Source organism: Bradyrhizobium sp. TM102 (assembly GCF_009176685.1).
Lineage (GTDB): Bacteria > Pseudomonadota > Alphaproteobacteria > Rhizobiales > Xanthobacteraceae > Bradyrhizobium > Bradyrhizobium ottawaense.
In genome coordinates, this window is sequence record NZ_AP021855.1 from 6081501 (window position 1) to 6097744 (window position 16244).

Annotated in this window: 18 protein-coding genes and 2 pseudogenes; 6 read left to right on the forward strand and 14 right to left on the reverse strand. The window is 62.5% G+C overall.

Going from position 1 to position 16244, the window contains the following annotated elements:
• Positions 1-10 precede the first annotated feature (10 nt).
• The 5 genes from GDN70_RS28805 to GDN70_RS28825 all read right to left on the reverse strand — a co-directional run bounded on the left by GDN70_RS28805 (position 11) and on the right by GDN70_RS28825 (position 5399).
• Positions 11-2296 (reverse strand): heavy metal translocating P-type ATPase, encoded by a 2286-nt coding sequence (locus GDN70_RS28805; RefSeq protein WP_152103753.1) that lies wholly within the window; start codon positions 2294-2296, stop codon positions 11-13.
• A gap of 33 nt (positions 2297-2329) precedes the next feature.
• Complete coding sequence (locus tag GDN70_RS28810; protein ID WP_152103336.1) at positions 2330-2779, reverse strand: EF-hand domain-containing protein; 450 nt, start codon at positions 2777-2779, stop codon at positions 2330-2332.
• A 220-nt stretch (positions 2780-2999) separates the two neighbouring features.
• A complete protein-coding gene (locus GDN70_RS28815; protein WP_152103337.1) occupies positions 3000-3194 on the reverse strand; it encodes a DUF2783 domain-containing protein in 195 nt (64 codons plus the stop codon).
• On the reverse strand, positions 3191-4828 hold the full coding sequence (locus GDN70_RS28820) for an FAD-dependent oxidoreductase (RefSeq protein ID WP_028143157.1): 1638 nt from the start codon (positions 4826-4828) through the stop codon (positions 3191-3193). The genes GDN70_RS28815 and GDN70_RS28820 overlap by 4 nt, the downstream gene beginning before the upstream one ends.
• Before the next feature lie 28 nt (positions 4829-4856).
• Complete coding sequence (locus GDN70_RS28825; RefSeq protein WP_028143158.1) at positions 4857-5399, reverse strand: VOC family protein; 543 nt, start codon at positions 5397-5399, stop codon at positions 4857-4859.
• 124 nt (positions 5400-5523) lie between these two features.
• On the opposite strand from GDN70_RS28825, the gene GDN70_RS28830 reads away from it, so the two are divergent.
• On the forward strand, positions 5524-6012 hold the full coding sequence (locus GDN70_RS28830) for a MarR family winged helix-turn-helix transcriptional regulator (protein WP_038946918.1): 489 nt from the start codon (positions 5524-5526) through the stop codon (positions 6010-6012).
• Positions 6013-6022: 10 nt separating this feature from the next.
• Here the strand turns inward: GDN70_RS28830 and GDN70_RS28835 are convergent, their stop codons facing one another.
• Positions 6023-6922 (reverse strand): MBL fold metallo-hydrolase, encoded by a 900-nt coding sequence (locus GDN70_RS28835; protein WP_173015885.1) that lies wholly within the window; start codon positions 6920-6922, stop codon positions 6023-6025.
• Between the two features lie 42 nt (positions 6923-6964).
• Positions 6965-7597, reverse strand: a complete 633-nt coding sequence (locus GDN70_RS28840; protein WP_038971792.1) for a DsbA family protein — start codon at positions 7595-7597, stop codon at positions 6965-6967.
• Positions 7598-7710: 113 nt separating this feature from the next.
• Between GDN70_RS28840 and GDN70_RS28845 the strand changes: the two genes are divergently transcribed.
• Complete coding sequence (locus tag GDN70_RS28845) at positions 7711-8622, forward strand: LysR family transcriptional regulator (RefSeq protein WP_038946915.1); 912 nt, start codon at positions 7711-7713, stop codon at positions 8620-8622.
• A gap of 32 nt (positions 8623-8654) precedes the next feature.
• Here GDN70_RS28845 and GDN70_RS28850 read toward each other — a convergent pair whose 3' ends face one another.
• Complete coding sequence (locus GDN70_RS28850; RefSeq protein ID WP_028143162.1) at positions 8655-8834, reverse strand: hypothetical protein; 180 nt, start codon at positions 8832-8834, stop codon at positions 8655-8657.
• Positions 8831-9055 carry a hypothetical protein gene (locus GDN70_RS28855; RefSeq protein ID WP_038946914.1) on the reverse strand — a complete coding sequence of 75 codons (225 nt, stop codon included), beginning with the start codon at positions 9053-9055 and terminating at the stop codon, positions 8831-8833. Before GDN70_RS28855 ends, GDN70_RS28850 begins: the two co-directional genes overlap by 4 nt.
• A 325-nt stretch (positions 9056-9380) precedes the next feature.
• On the opposite strand from GDN70_RS28855, the gene GDN70_RS28860 reads away from it, so the two are divergent.
• Both GDN70_RS28860 and GDN70_RS28865 read left to right on the forward strand, forming a co-directional pair.
• Positions 9381-9836 (forward strand): Hsp20 family protein, encoded by a 456-nt coding sequence (locus GDN70_RS28860; protein WP_028143164.1) that lies wholly within the window; start codon positions 9381-9383, stop codon positions 9834-9836.
• A 103-nt stretch (positions 9837-9939) separates the two neighbouring features.
• Positions 9940-10257 (forward strand): hypothetical protein, encoded by a 318-nt coding sequence (locus GDN70_RS28865; protein ID WP_152103339.1) that lies wholly within the window; start codon positions 9940-9942, stop codon positions 10255-10257.
• A 349-nt stretch (positions 10258-10606) separates the two neighbouring features.
• Here the strand turns inward: GDN70_RS28865 and GDN70_RS28870 are convergent, their stop codons facing one another.
• Both GDN70_RS28870 and GDN70_RS35720 read right to left on the reverse strand, forming a co-directional pair.
• Positions 10607-10918: a hypothetical protein gene (locus tag GDN70_RS28870; RefSeq protein WP_028143165.1), complete on the reverse strand. Its 312-nt coding sequence runs from the start codon at positions 10916-10918 to the stop codon at positions 10607-10609.
• Between the two features lie 43 nt (positions 10919-10961).
• Entirely contained in the window at positions 10962-11087 is a 126-nt protein-coding gene (locus tag GDN70_RS35720; protein ID WP_256379438.1) for a hypothetical protein, read from the reverse strand.
• Between the two features lie 749 nt (positions 11088-11836).
• Between GDN70_RS35720 and GDN70_RS28880 the strand changes: the two genes are divergently transcribed.
• Positions 11837-12100 carry a hypothetical protein gene (locus GDN70_RS28880; RefSeq protein ID WP_028143166.1) on the forward strand — a complete coding sequence of 88 codons (264 nt, stop codon included), beginning with the start codon at positions 11837-11839 and terminating at the stop codon, positions 12098-12100.
• Between the two features lie 26 nt (positions 12101-12126).
• Positions 12127-12252 (forward strand): annotated as a pseudogene (locus GDN70_RS35605) (signal transduction histidine kinase); the annotation flags it as partial.
• A 115-nt stretch (positions 12253-12367) separates the two neighbouring features.
• On the opposite strand, the pseudogene GDN70_RS28890 reads toward GDN70_RS35605, so the two are convergent.
• The 3 genes and pseudogenes from GDN70_RS28890 to groL all read right to left on the reverse strand — a co-directional run bounded on the left by GDN70_RS28890 (position 12368) and on the right by groL (position 16197).
• Positions 12368-13001: pseudogene (locus GDN70_RS28890) on the reverse strand (Crp/Fnr family transcriptional regulator).
• A gap of 31 nt (positions 13002-13032) precedes the next feature.
• Entirely contained in the window at positions 13033-13416 is a 384-nt protein-coding gene (locus tag GDN70_RS28895) for a hypothetical protein (RefSeq protein ID WP_028143167.1), read from the reverse strand.
• 1131 nt (positions 13417-14547) lie between these two features.
• Positions 14548-16197, reverse strand: coding sequence for a chaperonin GroEL (gene groL, locus GDN70_RS28900; RefSeq protein WP_152103340.1), 1650 nt, complete (start codon positions 16195-16197; stop codon positions 14548-14550).
• Positions 16198-16244 lie beyond the last annotated feature (47 nt).

Sequence of the window (16244 nt, forward strand, 5' to 3'; positions counted from 1 at the left end):
CCGCTGCCGCCTATGCGGCCACGGCCTCGTAGATGTCCTCCTCCTGGGCCGTGTGCATGCGCACCAGCGTTTCGATCGCCTCGATCACGCGCTGAGCGTCGCGAATGAGGTAGCGGTCGATCTTCTCTGACGGCAGATCCTCCGCGATCCGGGCGAGCAGCCGCGCGAGATGCAGTATCTCGCGATGCGCACGGCTCATGGCAGAGAGTCCGTGGCGGTCGCGCAGCACCTCGTTGAGCTTCGGATAGACGCTGTCTTCATCCTCGCGTTCGTGCATCACGACGCTGCCCTGGACCAGTCGGTGGGCCTCGCCAATCAAAGTCGCGGCGGATTCGGGCACCGCATCGTCCAGCGCATCGACGATCTGCCGCAGGCGGTCGAGATCCCTAAGCAGGGCCTGATGATCGTGATGCAACGTCAGCCCCTGCTCCGCGGTGAGGCGCGGACCGCCCCTGACGAGGGGCGGATTGAGCGCCCGCAGCGCGTTCAGGATGACGGCAACATCGATCACCTCCTGAACGATCGCGGCGGGGACGGGATCGAGCCAGCCAAGGCTGGCCGCGACCATGGCTACCAATGACAACCCCATCCCGACGAAGATGCTTTGCAGGGCAATGTGCCGCGCGCGCTGGGCGATGATGATCGCTTCGCCGACCCGATCGAGCCGATCCGTGAGAATCACCACATCTGCCGCCTCGGAGGAAGCGCTTGCACCGCGTGCACCGAGCGCGATCCCCGTGTCAGCCACGGCCAGCGCCGGGGCGTCATTGATGCCATCGCCGACCATGATGGTCGGATGCAGCCGCTGTTCGCTACGCACCGCTTCGACCTTGTCCGAGGGAACGCGATCGGCCAGCACGGCATCGAGATCGAGCGCCGCTCCGATGGCCTGCGCCGCCGCGGCGCGATCACCCGTGACCATCACCATCCGCGCGATGCCGGCGTCGCGCAGCAGCCGGATCGCGCGTGGCGTGTCGGCCCGCAATTCGTCGGCCAGCAGCAGCGCGCCGATCAGGCGGCCGTCCACCGCGACGAGGACGATCAGCGCCGAGCGCCACGAGGCACGTCGAATCGCCCGCAACGTCCATGGCGACAGCTCGGCTCGCGAGAGAAGCATCTCTCGCGAGCCCGCCACGACTTGGCGTCCGTCGATCTGGCCGCTGAGGCCGGAACCCATGGTCTCCTTGACATGTTCCGGCGGCTTCAGCTTGAGCCCCTTGGCGAGGGCCGCAGCGACGACGGCCTTCGCAAGCACGTGATGCGAAGCTTGCTCGAGCGACGCCCCGAGCGTGAGGACCTCATCCGGATCCTCGCCCGGCGCGACTTCTACGGACAGCAACCGCGCTCCGCCCACCGTCAGGGTACCGGTCTTGTCGAAGAGCACGGTGTGCGCATGGGCCAACGCCTCCAGCGCCTTCCCGCCCTTGACCAGGATACCGCGGCGGGCCGCTTGCGCCACCCCGGCGATGAAGGCGACAGGTGCGGCCAGAATTAAGGGACACGGCGTCGCCGCCACCAACACGGCAAGGCTGCGGGTTACGTCGCCGGAGATGTGCCATGCCACGAAGGACATGACGAGTGTCACCGGCAGGAAGATCAGCGCATACCGGTCGGCCAACCGCACAAAGGGAGCTCTCGCTGTTTGCGCCACAGTCACCATGCGCACGATGCCCGCATAGGTACTCTCGCTGGCCGCCGCGGTCACGGTCAATTGGAAGGTCTCGCCCGCATTCAGAGAGCCGGAAAGAACGGCGCTTCCGCGGGTCTTCTCTATCGGAATCGGCTCGCCAGTCACCGCGGACTCGTCGATCGCAGCGAAGGCCGACGCAACGACACCATCGACCGGCACGATCTCGCCGGCTTTAACCAGAAGCTCTTCGCCGACCGCGACGTCCTCGATCGGAACATCCTCGATCCGCTCGCCGGACTTGCGATGGACCTGCCGCGGCGCCCGATCAACCAGGGATCGCAGATCGTGCTCCGCCCGTGCGATCGCGATCTCCTCCAGGACATTGCCGCCGGAATACATCAGCGCGACCACGGCGCCTGCGAGCGGCTGTCCGAGCGCCAACGCCGCACTCATCGACAGCAGCGCGATCGCGTCTACTCCGACGCGGCCTCTCAGCAGGTCCTGGACGATCGAGGCCGCCAATCCTGCAATCACGGGCGCCGTGCCGAGCGCCCAGGCGAGATCGGCCAGATCAGGTCGGCCCGCGGCTCGCGCGAGAATACCCGCGGTCAACCCTGCGATTGCGATTGCAACCAAAGCCCATCGCAAGACCCGATCAAACGACATGGCTTGGCGCACCCGCCCTCCGGTATCCGCTCGCTATTGCTGCGGGACGGAGCTCTTGCTCCTGTGCATGAACGTCATCATCTCTTCGAAAGTGAGCTTCCCGTCCTTGTCGCGATCCATTGCCTTGAAGATCCGTTCGTGAGCGACTTGAAACTCGGGCAACGAGAGGATCCCGTCACCATCGGCATCCATCAGCGCGAAGATGATGCGGAAGACGACCGGCGGCTCCATGGCGTCACTGCCCGAGCCATGCCCCTTCATTCCTTGTCCCATCATTCCGCGCCCCATCATTCCCATCATATCTCCACCGCGCATCGGACTCTGCCGCTCGGCGGACGGGCTGGCAGGAGAGCTCGATTGCGGCGACGCCGGCGTCTGCTCCTGTCCGGGATGATGGCCCTGATGGTCCGCCGGCGATTGAGCCAACACCGGCTGGCCCAAGGTGACGAACAGCAACGCTGCAGCAATGGTTCGACCTAGCATGGTGCTTCCTCCGGCCTTGGTGTGGGGCCTAAGAAAGTGTCGAACTTCTCCGATTTTACCTTGAGCCAAGTCAAGAAAGCGGCTTCTGCCCAGATGGCTTTTCGGCGCGGCTGACCTCGGTGCCGCATTCAGCCGGCGAGATCGCCCAAAACGGAACCTGCCGCCGGTTCTGCCGGCTGCTTTCTGCGATCTCCCGATCCCGAGGCGGAGTTCCCGCGGCCTAGCTGCCGCCCCTGTGGGCGCAGCCAATCGCCTCCGTCAGGACCTTGCGGTCGCCGATGTGATTGGCGAGCAGCAGGATCAGCCGTGCGTTCATCCGCAGCGCCTGCTCCTCGTCGAGGTCGCGCTGACTGTTGATCAGTTCGGCGTAGAAGTCGTCGGGATCGGCGATGTTGGGTGACAAATTGAGCGTCATGCTGCCAGCTCCTTCCGTCCGGTGGTGTCGTGCCCGGAGGCCCGCAACATCGCATCCGCGATGCTTGCCTCGTCGAATCCGGTCCAGCGTGCGGCGACGTATTGATCGGGTCGGAACAGGTAGGTGGTTCCGGGCGAAGCGCCGTAGCGCGCGGCAAGCAGGCCGGAGGGATCGGCGATGTCGCGGCCGACGACAATGAGCTTCGCTTTGAGCGGCCCCACCGCGATCTCGGTCTTGTCGGTCTCCTTGCCAAAGGCCACGACCGTGAAGCCATCGCCGAGACAATGGAGGAACCAGGCGGGCTTGCCATCCACCGTGATCGGCGCATCGGCCGCATTGGTGCCGGGCCGCACGCCGCCCATCATCGCATTGCCGTCAGGCGTATTGAGCGCCGACGTCGCATAGGGCGTCGGCGTCGAGAGCCGGCCGCTGTTGACCAGCGGGCGCGCAAAGCCGTGATGGCGGGCGAGCTCCAGCACCGCGTCACGGAAATAGCGGCTCACTCTCGTCTTCGGCGTGATGAAGTCGGTGGCCCGCGTCGAGTTCAGGATGTTGTCGTCCGCGGCATAGGCGCGCTCCTCGTGATAGCTGTCGAGCAGCGCTTCCGACGCTTCGCCGCGCAGCACCATCGCGAGCTTCCAGGCGAGATTGTCGATGTCCTGGACGCCGGTGTTGGCGCCGCGCGCGCCGAACGGCGAGACCTGATGCGCGGCGTCGCCGGCGAACAGCACCCGGCCCTGGCGGAAATTGTCGATGCGCCGGCAGGCGAACTGATAGATCGAGACCCATTCGAGCGCGAACTCGGTCTCCTCGCCGAGCATGGCGCGGATGCGCGGGATCACCCGCTCCGGCCTCTTTTCCTCATCGGGATCGGCGTCCCAGCCGAGCTGGAAGTCGATGCGCCAGATCTTGTCCGCCTGCCGGTGCAGCAGCACGGACTGGCCGCGGTGGAACGGCGGATCGAACCAGAACCAGCGCTCGGTCGGGAAATCCGCCTTCATGGCGACGTCGGCGATCAGGAAGCGGTCCTGGAAGAACTGTCCCGTGAACTCGGCGCCGACCATCTTGCGCACGTCGGAATTGGCCCCGTCGCAGGCGATGACCCATTGCGCCTCCATGGTGAAGATGCCGTCGGGCGTTTCCACCGCCAGCGTCGCATGGTCGGCGGCCTGCTTCAGGCTGATCAGCCGGTGCTTCCAGCGCAGCTCGATCAGCGGATTGGCCCTGCATTTGGCGACGAGGATCTCCTCCAGATGATATTGCTGCAGATTGATCATGGCCGGCCATTGGTGGTCGGCCTCGGGCAACAGATCGAACTCGTAGGACAGCTGGTCCTGGAAGAAGACCCTCCCGACATTCCAGCTCACCCCGCGGTCGACCATGGGCGCCGCGCAGTCGAGGCGGTCCCAGATCTCGAGCGGACGCTTGGCGTAGCAGACCGCGCGCGAGCCGATCGAGACGGTGTCGTTGTCGTCGAGCACCACGACCGGCTGGCCGCGCGCGGCGCAGTCGAGCGCCGCGGTCAGGCCGATGGGACCCGCGCCGATCACCACGATCGGATGCCGCTTCACGATCCCCTCGGCCTGCTCCAGAGAGCGCCGGTAACCGAACTTCGGATAGATGTAGCTCGCCATGTTCGCTTCCTGATGCGCGTGCCTGGGATCAATGCGCGTCCGCGAATTCCTTCTCGTGCATCCAGGCAGTGTGGCGCGGCGGGCGCTTGGTGCGCGACCATTCCTCGACCATCTCGTGCGCGACCGACTTCATGCGGTCGATCTGCTCGGGCGTAGCGGTCCAGGCCGCGATTTCCAGGCGATGGCCGCTCGGGTCACGGAAATAGATCGACTTGAAGATGGTGTGGTCGGTGACGCCGACGACGTCGAGTCCGGCGGCCTCCGCGCGCGCCTTGGCCTCTTCCAGCTCGGCGAGGTCCTTGACCTGGAAGGCGATGTGCTGGGTCCACTCCGGCGTGTTGGGATCGCGGCCCATCGGCGGCGAATTCGGCAGCTCGAAGAAAGCGAGGATGTTGCCGTTCCCGGCATCGAGAAAGATGTGCATGTAGGGATCGGGCGCCTTGGTCGAAGGCACCCGATCCTCGGCAATGGCGCCGAGAAGATCCATGTTCATGACGGTCTTGTAGAACTCGACAGTGGCCTTGGCGTCGACGCAGCGATAGGCGACGTGATGGATCTTCTCGATTTTCATGGCGTTTCGCTCCCTGGACTTGCGGTTGCGAAATTAGTATCAGATGTTACTATTTCCTGAATTTGATCTGGATCAATCCACTCTGAGGAATTTTTCGGGTGGATCGGCGGACGGGAATCGCGTGATGGGACGTTCGAGCGTGGCACGCGGGGAAGCGGCCAAAGTCGCAGCGGCGCAGGATGGCGTCGAGCTGGACCTGCAGCGATATTTTCCGTACCGGCTGGCACGCCTCGCCGAGCAGGTGTCTCTGGCGGTTGCCGAAGTCTATTCCGAGCGCTTTGCGCTGACACGGCAGGAATGGCGCGTGCTCGCCATCCTCGGCATGCGCCCGGAGATTGCGACCAAGGAGATCGGCCCGCTGACGACGCTCGACAAGATGCAGGTCAGCCGCGCCGTGCAGGGCCTGGAGGCGCGCGGCATCGCCGGCCGCAAGCACCATCCCGACGATCGGCGCGAGCTGATAGTCTCGCTGACCCCAGCCGGTCGCGCGCTTTATCGCAAGATCGTGCCTTACGCGCTGGCGCGGGAGACGAAGCTGCTTGGGGAGCTGACCGCCGAAGAAGTGGCGGTGCTCGACCGGGTGATGCGCAAATTGTCGGCCGCGCTGGCGTAGCTTCTCCCGCTCAGCCCCACTTCATCTCGCCCTTGGCAACCTTGGAGCCGATATCGAGCGCGACGCCCATGCCGAGATTCGGGAAGCGGGCTTCCATGGCAGCCTTCAGCGCAGCGCTGTCAGCCGCCTTCGCCAGCTCTTCGTCGAACGCGAGCAGATACGTCCTGGTGTGCTCGACAGCGGAAAGATCGACGGCGACGCCCGCGGCCATGTGGCCCGGCACGACAAGGGACGGCTTGCGGGCCGTGATCTTGTCGAGGTTGGCGACCCAGGCTGCGCGCTGTTCCTTGGTCGGCGTATCGGCGGTCCAGACATGCACGCCGGAGAAGATCATCACGCCGCCGAACACGGCATTCAAGGACGGAACGAAGAGATAGCGGCGGTTGGCGAGACCTTCGGCGTTGACGATTTCGATCGCCTCGCCGTCAACCGCAAGAGAAGCCCCATCGAACGCTTCCGGCAGAACAACATCGGCGAGCGTCTGCGGACCGTTCTCCTTGAGCTGCGGTCCCCAGACGGCGAGCTTCTTCTCCACATTCGCCTTGATGCCCGCGAGCGTCGCGGACGCCGCCAGCACCTTGGCATTCGGGAAAGCCTCGCGCACCGGCTTCAGGCTGAAATAATAGTCGGGATCGGATTGGCTGATATAGATGGTGGTGAGCTTCTTGCCACTCGCCTTGATCGCCTCGACGAGCGCGCGTCCGTCCGGATAGGAGAAGCCGCCGTCGATCAGTACCGCCTCGGTCGGACCGGAAAGCAGGACGGGCGCACGAAAAAATCCATTGGGGCCTGCGGGAAAATGTTTCCAGCTCAGCTTGGCCTCCGCGGCATGGCCGACGTCGGCGGCCGCGAATAATGCGGCGGCACCCGCGGCAAGGCTGGTCTTCATGATCCGTCTCCTCGACAACATGGCTCTCTCCATTGAACTCTGCAGGGAAATCAGTTTGGGTGATCAGGCGGCACGAAGTTGTGCGGCCAGCAGATCGAACCGCCCGAACAGCATGCTGCCGTCGAGCAGCCTCCGCCCGGCGCCCTCGCCGACCACCAGAGCCGGCACGCCACCGGCCCCAAATCGCGTCATGTCGGCGCGCGCGGCCGCGATCCGCGCCTGGTAAGCCGCGATCAATGCATCGTCAGGCGCCCGCACGCGGCGTGCCGCATCGGCCAGTTGCGCGCCCTCGAGCACGTCGGCGACGACTTGAAGGCTGGAATTGTCGCGGCCATCGACGTAGCGGGCGCGCTGCAAGAGCTTGAGCGCCTCGAGCTCACGGGCCGGACCACCCAGGCCCACGGCGACGACGCCAAGGGTCGCTGCCGCCGAGTCGAACAGGCTGCCGGTATTGCCGAGAATGCCGGTGCGATAGGCCTCACTGAACGGCTGGCCGGTCAAGCGTGCGATGCGCTGGTCGTTCTGCCAGGCATAGGCGGCAAAATGCTGGTCCATGGTCCGCGCCGCAGGGCCCGCAAACAGGCCGGTCGGTGCCAGCACCAGGGTGGCATCGCCGTGCGCGGCAAGCTGCTCCAGCACCGGCGAGGCGCCGTAGCACCAGCCGCAGAGAGGGTCGAAGAGATAGGTGATTTGCATGATTTCGGGCCGCCAATGTTCGATGCAGAGAAACCTAGCGGCCGATCATTATTTGATAAATATCAGATAATGGTACATATTGTTTGTTATTAGCTAACAATGGCGACGACCGCATGGAAGCGATCAACCTCAACCGCCTCGCTTATTTCGCAGCCGTGGTCGATGCCGGCTCGTTCACACGCGCTGCCGAGCGCCTCGGCATCACCAAGACCGTCGTCAGCCAGCAGGTGGCACGGCTCGAAGCAGAATTGAAAACGGCTTTGCTGCTGCGGACCACCAGGAGGGTCGAGCCGACCGAAGCCGGCCGGTTGCTGCATGCCCGTTGCGTCATGATCCTGCGCACGGCGGAAGATGCCGTCGACGAGCTCGCGCAGACCAATGCCGAGCCGATGGGCATGCTGCGGGTCGCCGCGCCGAACGACTATGGCGCAACGATGATCGCGCCGCTGGCGGCGAAGTTTGCGCGAAAATATCCCGCTTGCAGTGTCGAGCTGATCCTGTCGGACACGCGAACGGACCTCCTCGCTAACCAGATCGACCTGTCGATCCGGGTCGGCTGGCTGAACGATTCAAGTCAGCAGGCCAGGCGGATCGGATCGTTTCGGCAATTGCTGGTGGCCGCACCGGACGTGGCAGCGGCGTTCCGGAGCAAGACGCCCGACGAGCTTGCGGCTCTGCCGTTCATTGCCAACGGCGCGCTCGACGAGCCGCTGGTCTGGCGCTTCACCAGACGCGATATCGACAGCCGCACGATCCGCATGCGGCAGTCGATCTCGATCAACACGACGCCTGCGGTGCTGGGCGCAGCCCTCGCCGGCGGCGGACTCTGCGTGCTGCCCGACTACCTGGTCGCGGAGCATTTCAAGTCCCGCCGGCTGGTCCATGTCCTGCCATCCTGGAGCTTGCCGGCCGGCGGGATCCATGCCGTGTATCCCGCGGCCCGGTTCCGGCCGCCGAAGATCACGGCGTTCGTGGCCATGCTGGTGCAGGAAGGCCGCGTGCTCGCCAGCAAATTTCCGGAATGAAAAAATTTCCGGAATGACACATGCGCGCCTGTTCACGCCGCCGATCGATCCGGCAGGCCGCCCCGCAGAGCGTCAAGCAGGCGCTGCTCGCGCTCGATCCGGGCGCGATAGAGCTCGCGTTCGCTCTCGCTTCTGGCACCGGCCAGCAACACGCGATAGTGCCCGATCACCTTCTCGCTGCCGCTGATGAGGAGGTTGCGGACGTCACTCATCGTTCCACTCCGGTCGTGGCAATCGCCGATGGCGCGTTTGGAACGGTGAATGCGGCCGGGAAGGCATCGGCGGCGAGAGCCTCGAGCGCGGTCTGCTCCTCGGCGAGGCGTCGTTCGATAAACTGGCGCTCAATGTCCGACAGCTCAGTCTTGAGCAAACGTCGATAACGAGAGAGGTTGTTGCGGTGCGCGCGGATGCGGGCGAAATCCTGATCGAGCATCGTCGTCACTCCTGACGGTCTTTCACGGTCCTTTTCGAATTAGCGGTGTCGGAAGAAGCATCTTCCGGCGCAAAAAATATTCAGGCTTGTTTTGCTGTCAAGATCCTCTTTCGCCGCTTCCTTGACGCCGCCGGGCCCCGAAAAAAATTTTGCGCGTCCCTCTTGCAAGGGACTTGTGGCGCTCTAAGTCGTTTTTCGCCGCGAGAGCGGTGTGCCGGATGCCCGATCGGGTCCGGCGCGGGCGCCGGGTCGGGCTTCTTCGGATCCGTTCCCGTTTCCTGACTGGCGCTCCTTCGTATCCATCTTGCTCTTTGGAGGACTTGGTATGAGGACCACCTTTGACTTCGCGCCGCTGTGGCGCTCCACCATCGGCTTCGATCATCTGGCCGACCTCGTCGACAGCACGCTGCGCCAGGCGGGCGAGGACAATTATCCCCCCTACAACATCGAGCGCTCCGGCGAAGACCAATACCGGATCACGCTGGCCGTGGCGGGCTTTGGCGTCAACGACATCAGCGTGACCGCCGAACAGAACGCGCTCACCATCGAGGGCCGGAAGCCGGACAGCGCCGCGCGCGAATATCTCTATCAGGGTATCGCCGCGCGTCCGTTCCGCCGCGTGTTCAATCTCGCCGACTACGTCCAGGTCAAGCAGGCCGCTTTCCAGGACGGTCTCCTGGTCATCGATCTCCTGCGCGAGATTCCGGAGGCCATGAAGCCGCGCCGGATCCAGATCGCGGGTGCTGCGTCACCGCAGATCGAGCAGAAGAAAGCGGCTTAGGCCGGTCGAACGCGTTCGACAGCGACGACCATGGCGGATGGCGACCGATCGCCATCCGCCGATCGGACCATCCCTTCGAAAGGAGTGTAGAGGGAGACAAGTGATGACCAATGCCAATGCGACCATTGGCGGTGTCGGCGCGCTGTTCCATCCCGCTGCGCATCATGCTTCGCCGAGCGCCGTCCTCGACGATGGCAAGCTCTCGACAGCGGAGAAGCGGATCATATTGTCGTCGTGGGCTTCGGACATGTACGCCGTCGAATCCCATCCCGCGCTGCGTGAGATTCCCGGCATGGATCGGCCGATCCGGCTTGCGGACATCCTCACCGCGCTGCGCAAGCTCGATGACGACGACGACCCGCCGCCCGGCGGCGGCGTCCCGATGCGGCTGCGGCGGCCCTGGGCCGCCGCAACGCCGTAATCGAGACCAGCCAAAGGATCTGTACAAGGCCGGCTTCGCCAATTTCAGGGAAGCGGAGCTTCTGGCTGGGGCGGGAGGGATCGAACCTCCGAATGGCGGAATCAAACTCAGTTTGATTATCTAACGGTTTCAAGGCGCGTTTGGAAAAAATGGCCAAAACGCCTCTAGCAATTCCAATAACTTGGCGGACGTTTCCAAATAAGGAAGCAACCTTCACAGGGAGGATCAGTCCCGAAAAACCTGAGGCAGCAGATTCTCCCTTTGTCGGGACGACGGCGAGCAGGAGAGCAGTGGCTGCAGATGCTACAATTACCGACATCCCAAACAGACGGAGTGGGCAAACCGGCGGCTAGCTCTTTGATTCGCGGACTCGTCGACCTTGTCGGGCAGGCCGCACGTTAATCTTTGCAAGTTCGCGACGCTCGGCGTCCGACAACTGCCAATCCTCGCACTGACCGCAGAGCTGCCAGAAGACGTCATATAACTTGCTTCGAGCGACCTTGACGATTTCGGTGTCGTCGAAGTCGCGAGAGTTCAGGAAGATTGGCAAGGCAAAACTGGTCTGATCGCTTTCGAATTGAAACGTCAAACGGATGTCCTCGGCTCGTTCGTTCGGCGAAATCATCTCGATGCGTGCGACGCTTATCTTGAATTTGCCCATTGCCTCACCGGGTCGACTTTGATCGATCCTTCCATATGAAATATCACTTGCCACGGGCCAGTTCTTCCTGCCGCCATGGTCGCCGCCTCGGCTTGATCTCGATCGAGATCAGCACCAATGCAGCCGCGACAATCACCAGAATGCCAGCGAGGCTGAGCGCGATCTGCATCGCTAGCTCATCGGAGATGCTGGACAGGGCGATGTGGCTGGCAGGCGCCAGCAGAACGCCGCGCTTTCGATCTCCACCGTCATCCGCCGCGTGTAGGCGCTCGGCGCGGCCACATCCCCCTCAAGGTCGACACGTGCATCATTCTCTGGACGCCATCGCGTCGCTTCCTGAGCATCAGATGGATCGATCGAACTGATCGTTACCATCTCGAAGAGCCGCAGAGCGGCGGCGCGCAGGTGCCGGTCAGCGCTGCGGACGACACTGCTTCGATCGCCGCCCGCGTACCGCCGACGTCAATCAAGCTTGCATGAACGGTGCGCCTCTTTTGCTCGAATTGCTATCCCATTCTCGGGCTTGTCGAATCATTGACGAGATGCCTGCTCGAGTTCGATCGGGCAGGCGAGCACCGTCCCATCGTCTCCTGCTCTCTCGCTCAACGCGCGGAAGAGCGGCAGCCTCCTCGGCGACAGGATCTCAGACGGACAGCCTGTCTTACCATCCCGCAGCGAATCCCATGGATCGACAGAACGGAACCAGCGCCGAGCCGCGATTGCCGTGGTTCTGTCTGTCAGCACCCAGGCGGGTCGGTTGGACGCAGGGCAAAGCCTGTCCGCGCACTGCTTTGGCAATCTTATTTATGCCTGAGGCTCGTTGTTCGGCCCTTCGATCCCCATATATCCAAGTCTACCCTGGTCAGCCGTCGAGATTGGCCGGAGCGCGCGGAGACTTCCAACGAAAGGGCTCTGCATATGTTCAAATCTCAGCAGCATCGCGCAAGAACAACCGCGTCCGGCGAACTCGTCAAGGGTTCGACCAGCGCTGAGGAAAGCCACAAATTCAAGAGCTGGCGTGCCGGCTTCGTCTTGTTGACGGCGCACGGGCACAAGAATGAAGTCGGTCGCAACGAGCTGCCTTCAGCAAAGGATACGCCTAGCAATGCGAGATCGGGCGCCGCCGCTCTGTCGCGGTGGGAGAACGAGGGAGGCTCAGTTCGCGACGAACTGCCGACGTGACTAAACGCGGAAAAGTTGGAGGACTCGCCGCGTTCAACCGGCAACATCCTTTTATCGAGGTTCTGTTCTCGGACATTGCGGAAAGTGGCGAGGCCTTAGATCTAAGTGAGCTCGTGCGAGAGGTTTTGCCGGCATTTCACAGGCTGACTTGAGATCTGCACCGCGAGCTTGCCGCGAAAAAAAAGCACCGCCGAACAGGACTCGGTCGTGATATCAAGTGGGCTGATGTCACGCGTTTGGCCCGGCGCTTGGTTTGGCCGCGCGGGATCAGTCCTTCCGGTCTATCTCGGATTTGTCGCGCAGAACCGCGTTCAGAAGCGCGCTATGAACCTCGATCTTTCCATTGTAGCTGATGAAGCCGAGCTTGCGGAACTTGTTCATGAAGAAGCTAACCCGTGATCGGGTCGCACCGATCATCTCGGCCAGCGTTTCCTGGCTGATGTTGACGCCAATGGGCTGAGAGCTGGCTTCCTTGCCGAAATTGGCCAGCAGAAGCAACAGGCGCGCCAAGCGTTTCTCGCTCGAATTGAAGAGTTGGTCGATCAGGTCTTCTTCAATCCGGCTATTGCGCGCGAGCAAATAAGCCATGAACAATTGAGAGAACTTCGGCTTGCCTTCGAGCGCTGCAATCATCGCCGTCTTCGATATTCTCGTGATGACACAGGCCTCCGTTGCCGTGGTAGTGGCAATACGCAATGGATACCATTGAGGCAGCCCTCGCCAAAGAATTGTCCCGGCTCCAGAATCCCGACGACGCTTCCTTACCTTGGTCCGAAACGACCGTTAGCTTGATCTTTCCCTCTTGAATATAGAATACCGCGTCCGCGACATCTCCCTGCGCGAACACGTTCTGACCTTTGCCAAATTTCGAAATCGATTTTGCTAGAGGCGGGCGCGTCACTGCGCAGATTTCCGCCGCGCGACTTGCCTGACTATCCACGCAGCTCCACAGCTTTGTTGCTACCAAGCGATTCGGCACAAGCCTTTGCAACCGCCGAGTTTGGCTCAGTGCTTCCCGGCATCGTGGCCCAACCGCCTTTTTCGACGAACTTGCTCTGATCCCATGCATAGGTCGCCTTCTTCATTTCGACCAGGTTCGCCGACGCATCAGCGGCTTGTCGAAACTTCTCAACGCAGATGGGTGTGAGAGCTGCGACGACAGCCGTAGCAGCACTATTCTTCGCGATGGTCTCGGCGGACCCACCCGTCACCCAGCCGCCCCAGCCGAACCCCACGATTGCCAGAGCAATCGCTCCGGCCACAGCTCCCCACAGTGCCGGCCGCACGGCAGCTTTTGTCTCCCTGGAGATTTCCATGATTTTCACCTTGAGTCAGAGGTATGCTGAGCTTCACCCGTTAAGGAGGCTAGACACGTCGAGCGATCGGCGTCTGTACCAAATTGCTCACACAGCGCGTGCGGACACTCGTTGGATGGCCTGGATGCATCTAATCCGGTCGGTTCGCTGCAGTCAGCGCCTGCGGCTGGCGCCTTATGTGGCGAGTATCTGTCACGCGATGCGCCGGAGCTACACGGCCTTTGTGAGATTCCCGGCTCTTTGCAGTTGAGCGCGGCGGTGCCCAACATTTTCGCCCGCTTTGTTCAAGGGGGCGCCCTAATTTCCGGTTCCGCGGGTCCTAGGAAACGGCCTCAGTGCGGGTGGCATCTGAGGCCGCTTGAAACCTTCCGCCGGGCATTGGGCAAAATGTCGACCGGTCGGCCGGCTTTGCTTTCGGAGATAAGTCACCGATTGCTGAGGACCAAGAACTCCCAAGGTCAATCGTTCCGTCCATTTGAAATATTGAGTGTCCTGACCAGGACTGGACTGAATATTCGAAAGGCTCGGGGTTGCCGCCTCCGCCAGACGTTATGAAATGAAAGAGGCCGCCAACTGGGGCGGCCTAGTACTCGTCCTTGTCGCTGTGATGAAGGTTGAAAGCTCGATCGTACCTGTCGCGGGCTTCGGTACCAATGCTGTATCGGCCGGGCCACCATGAATGTGGTGGACTGTAGTTGTCCTTCTCAGCGTCTTCTTTAGCTTTTTCGTCCAGTTTTTGAGGCGTCCAAAACGACATTGATTGATCTTTACCCACACCTTGGTCCTCCAAGTGGGACGACAATCCTCGTCCAGAGCTAATTTGACTCCTGGCCAATTCAAGTTAGGAGACTTGACCTTGAGATTGGCAATTCAACTCGGTGCCGGACGCAGAGCTAAAGGCGTTTGGCCACGACGATCACCCGAACGTGGGCAATCTGATCGGCTATTCCCATCGCAAGCTCGGCAATTCCAAGTTCTCGGAGGGCTGGTACGAGCTCAGGCTGAAAGCCGTACTGACGTGTCAGTATTGCGGCCTCTGGCAAATTGAGCAGGGCAACCGCGACCAGGCGCAAGAAAATGCAGAAAGGCCGGCATCGCTGCCGGACCTTTCTTTTTCTTTGAACGCTGCACTTAGAAATCCATACCGCCCATGCCTCCCATGCCGCCGCCACCCGCGGGCACGCCGCCGCCGGCGTTCCTCTTCGGTACCTCGGCCACCATGGCTTCAGTGGTGATCAACAGAGCCGCGACCGAGGCCGCGTTCTGGATCGCCACGCGAACCACCTTGGTCGGGTCGATGATGCCCTTGGCGACCAGGTTGCCGTACTCACCAGTCTGCGAGTCGAAGCCGTAGGAGTACTGCTCCTTTTCCAGGATCTTGCCGACGATGACCGAGCCGTCTTCACCGGCGTTGATCGCGATCTGGCGAGCCGGAGCCGACAGCGCCTTGCGCACGATCTCGACGCCGGTCTTCTGGTCATCGTTCTTTGTGCGCAGCCCCTTGAGATGCTCGGAGGCACGCAGCAAGGCGACGCCGCCGCCCGGCACGATGCCTTCCTCGACCGCAGCCCGGGTCGCATGCATCGCGTCATCAACGCGATCCTTGCGCTCCTTCACCTCGACCTCGGTCGCGCCGCCGACGCGGATCACCGCGACGCCGCCAGCGAGCTTGGCAAGACGCTCCTGGAGCTTCTCACGGTCGTAATCCGAGGTGGTCTCCTCGATCTGCGCCTTGATCTGGGCCACGCGCGCCTCGATGTCGGCCTTCTTGCCGGCGCCGTTGACGATCGTGGTGTTCTCCTTGTCGATCATCACCTTCTTGGCGCGACCGAGCATGTTGAGCGTGACGTTCTCGAGCTTGATGCCGAGATCTTCCGAGATCGCCTGGCCGCCGGTCAGGATCGCGATGTCCTGCAGCATGGCCTTGCGGCGATCGCCGAAGCCCGGAGCCTTGACGGCCGCGACCTTCAGGCCGCCACGGAGGCGGTTCACGACGAGGGTGGCAAGCGCCTCGCCTTCGACGTCTTCTGCGATGATAATAAGCGGCTTGCCGCTCTGTACGATTGCTTCCAGGAGCGGAAGCAGTTCGTTCAGGCTGGAGAGCTTTTTCTCGTAGATCAGGATATAGGCGTCGTCCATTTCAACGCGCATCTTGTCGGCGTTGGTGACGAAGTAGGGCGAGATGTAGCCGCGGTCGAACTGCATGCCCTCGACGACCTCGAGTTCGGTCTCGAGCGATTTGGCTTCCTCGACGGTGATGACACCCTCGTTGCCGACCTTCTTCATGGCGTCGGAGAGGAACTTGCCGATCTCCGCATCGCCGTTGGCCGAGATGGTGCCGACCTGGGCGATCTCCTCGTTCGAGGTGACCTTCTTGGAGTTCTTGACGAGGTCGGCGACCACGGCGTCGACTGCCAAGTCGATACCGCGCTTGAGATCCATCGGATTCATGCCCGCGGCAACCGCCTTGGCGCCCTCGCGCACGATGGCTGCGGCCAACACGGTCGCGGTGGTGGTACCGTCGCCTGCGGCGTCGGCCGCCTTCGAGGCCACTTCACGCACCATCTGTGCGCCCATGTTCTCGAACTTCTCTTCGAGCTCGATTTCCTTGGCGACGGTGACGCCGTCCTTGGTGATCCGGGGAGCACCGAACGACTTGTCGAGGACCACGTTGCGGCCCTTCGGACCGAGCGTGACCTTTACCGCGTTGTTGAGAATTTCGACGCCGCGCAACATGCGGTCACGGGCATCGACGCCGAATTTGACTTCTTTGGCTGACATAGTGGTCTCCGTTTTCAACCGGTCAGATCCCAAAGACCCGCGCAACT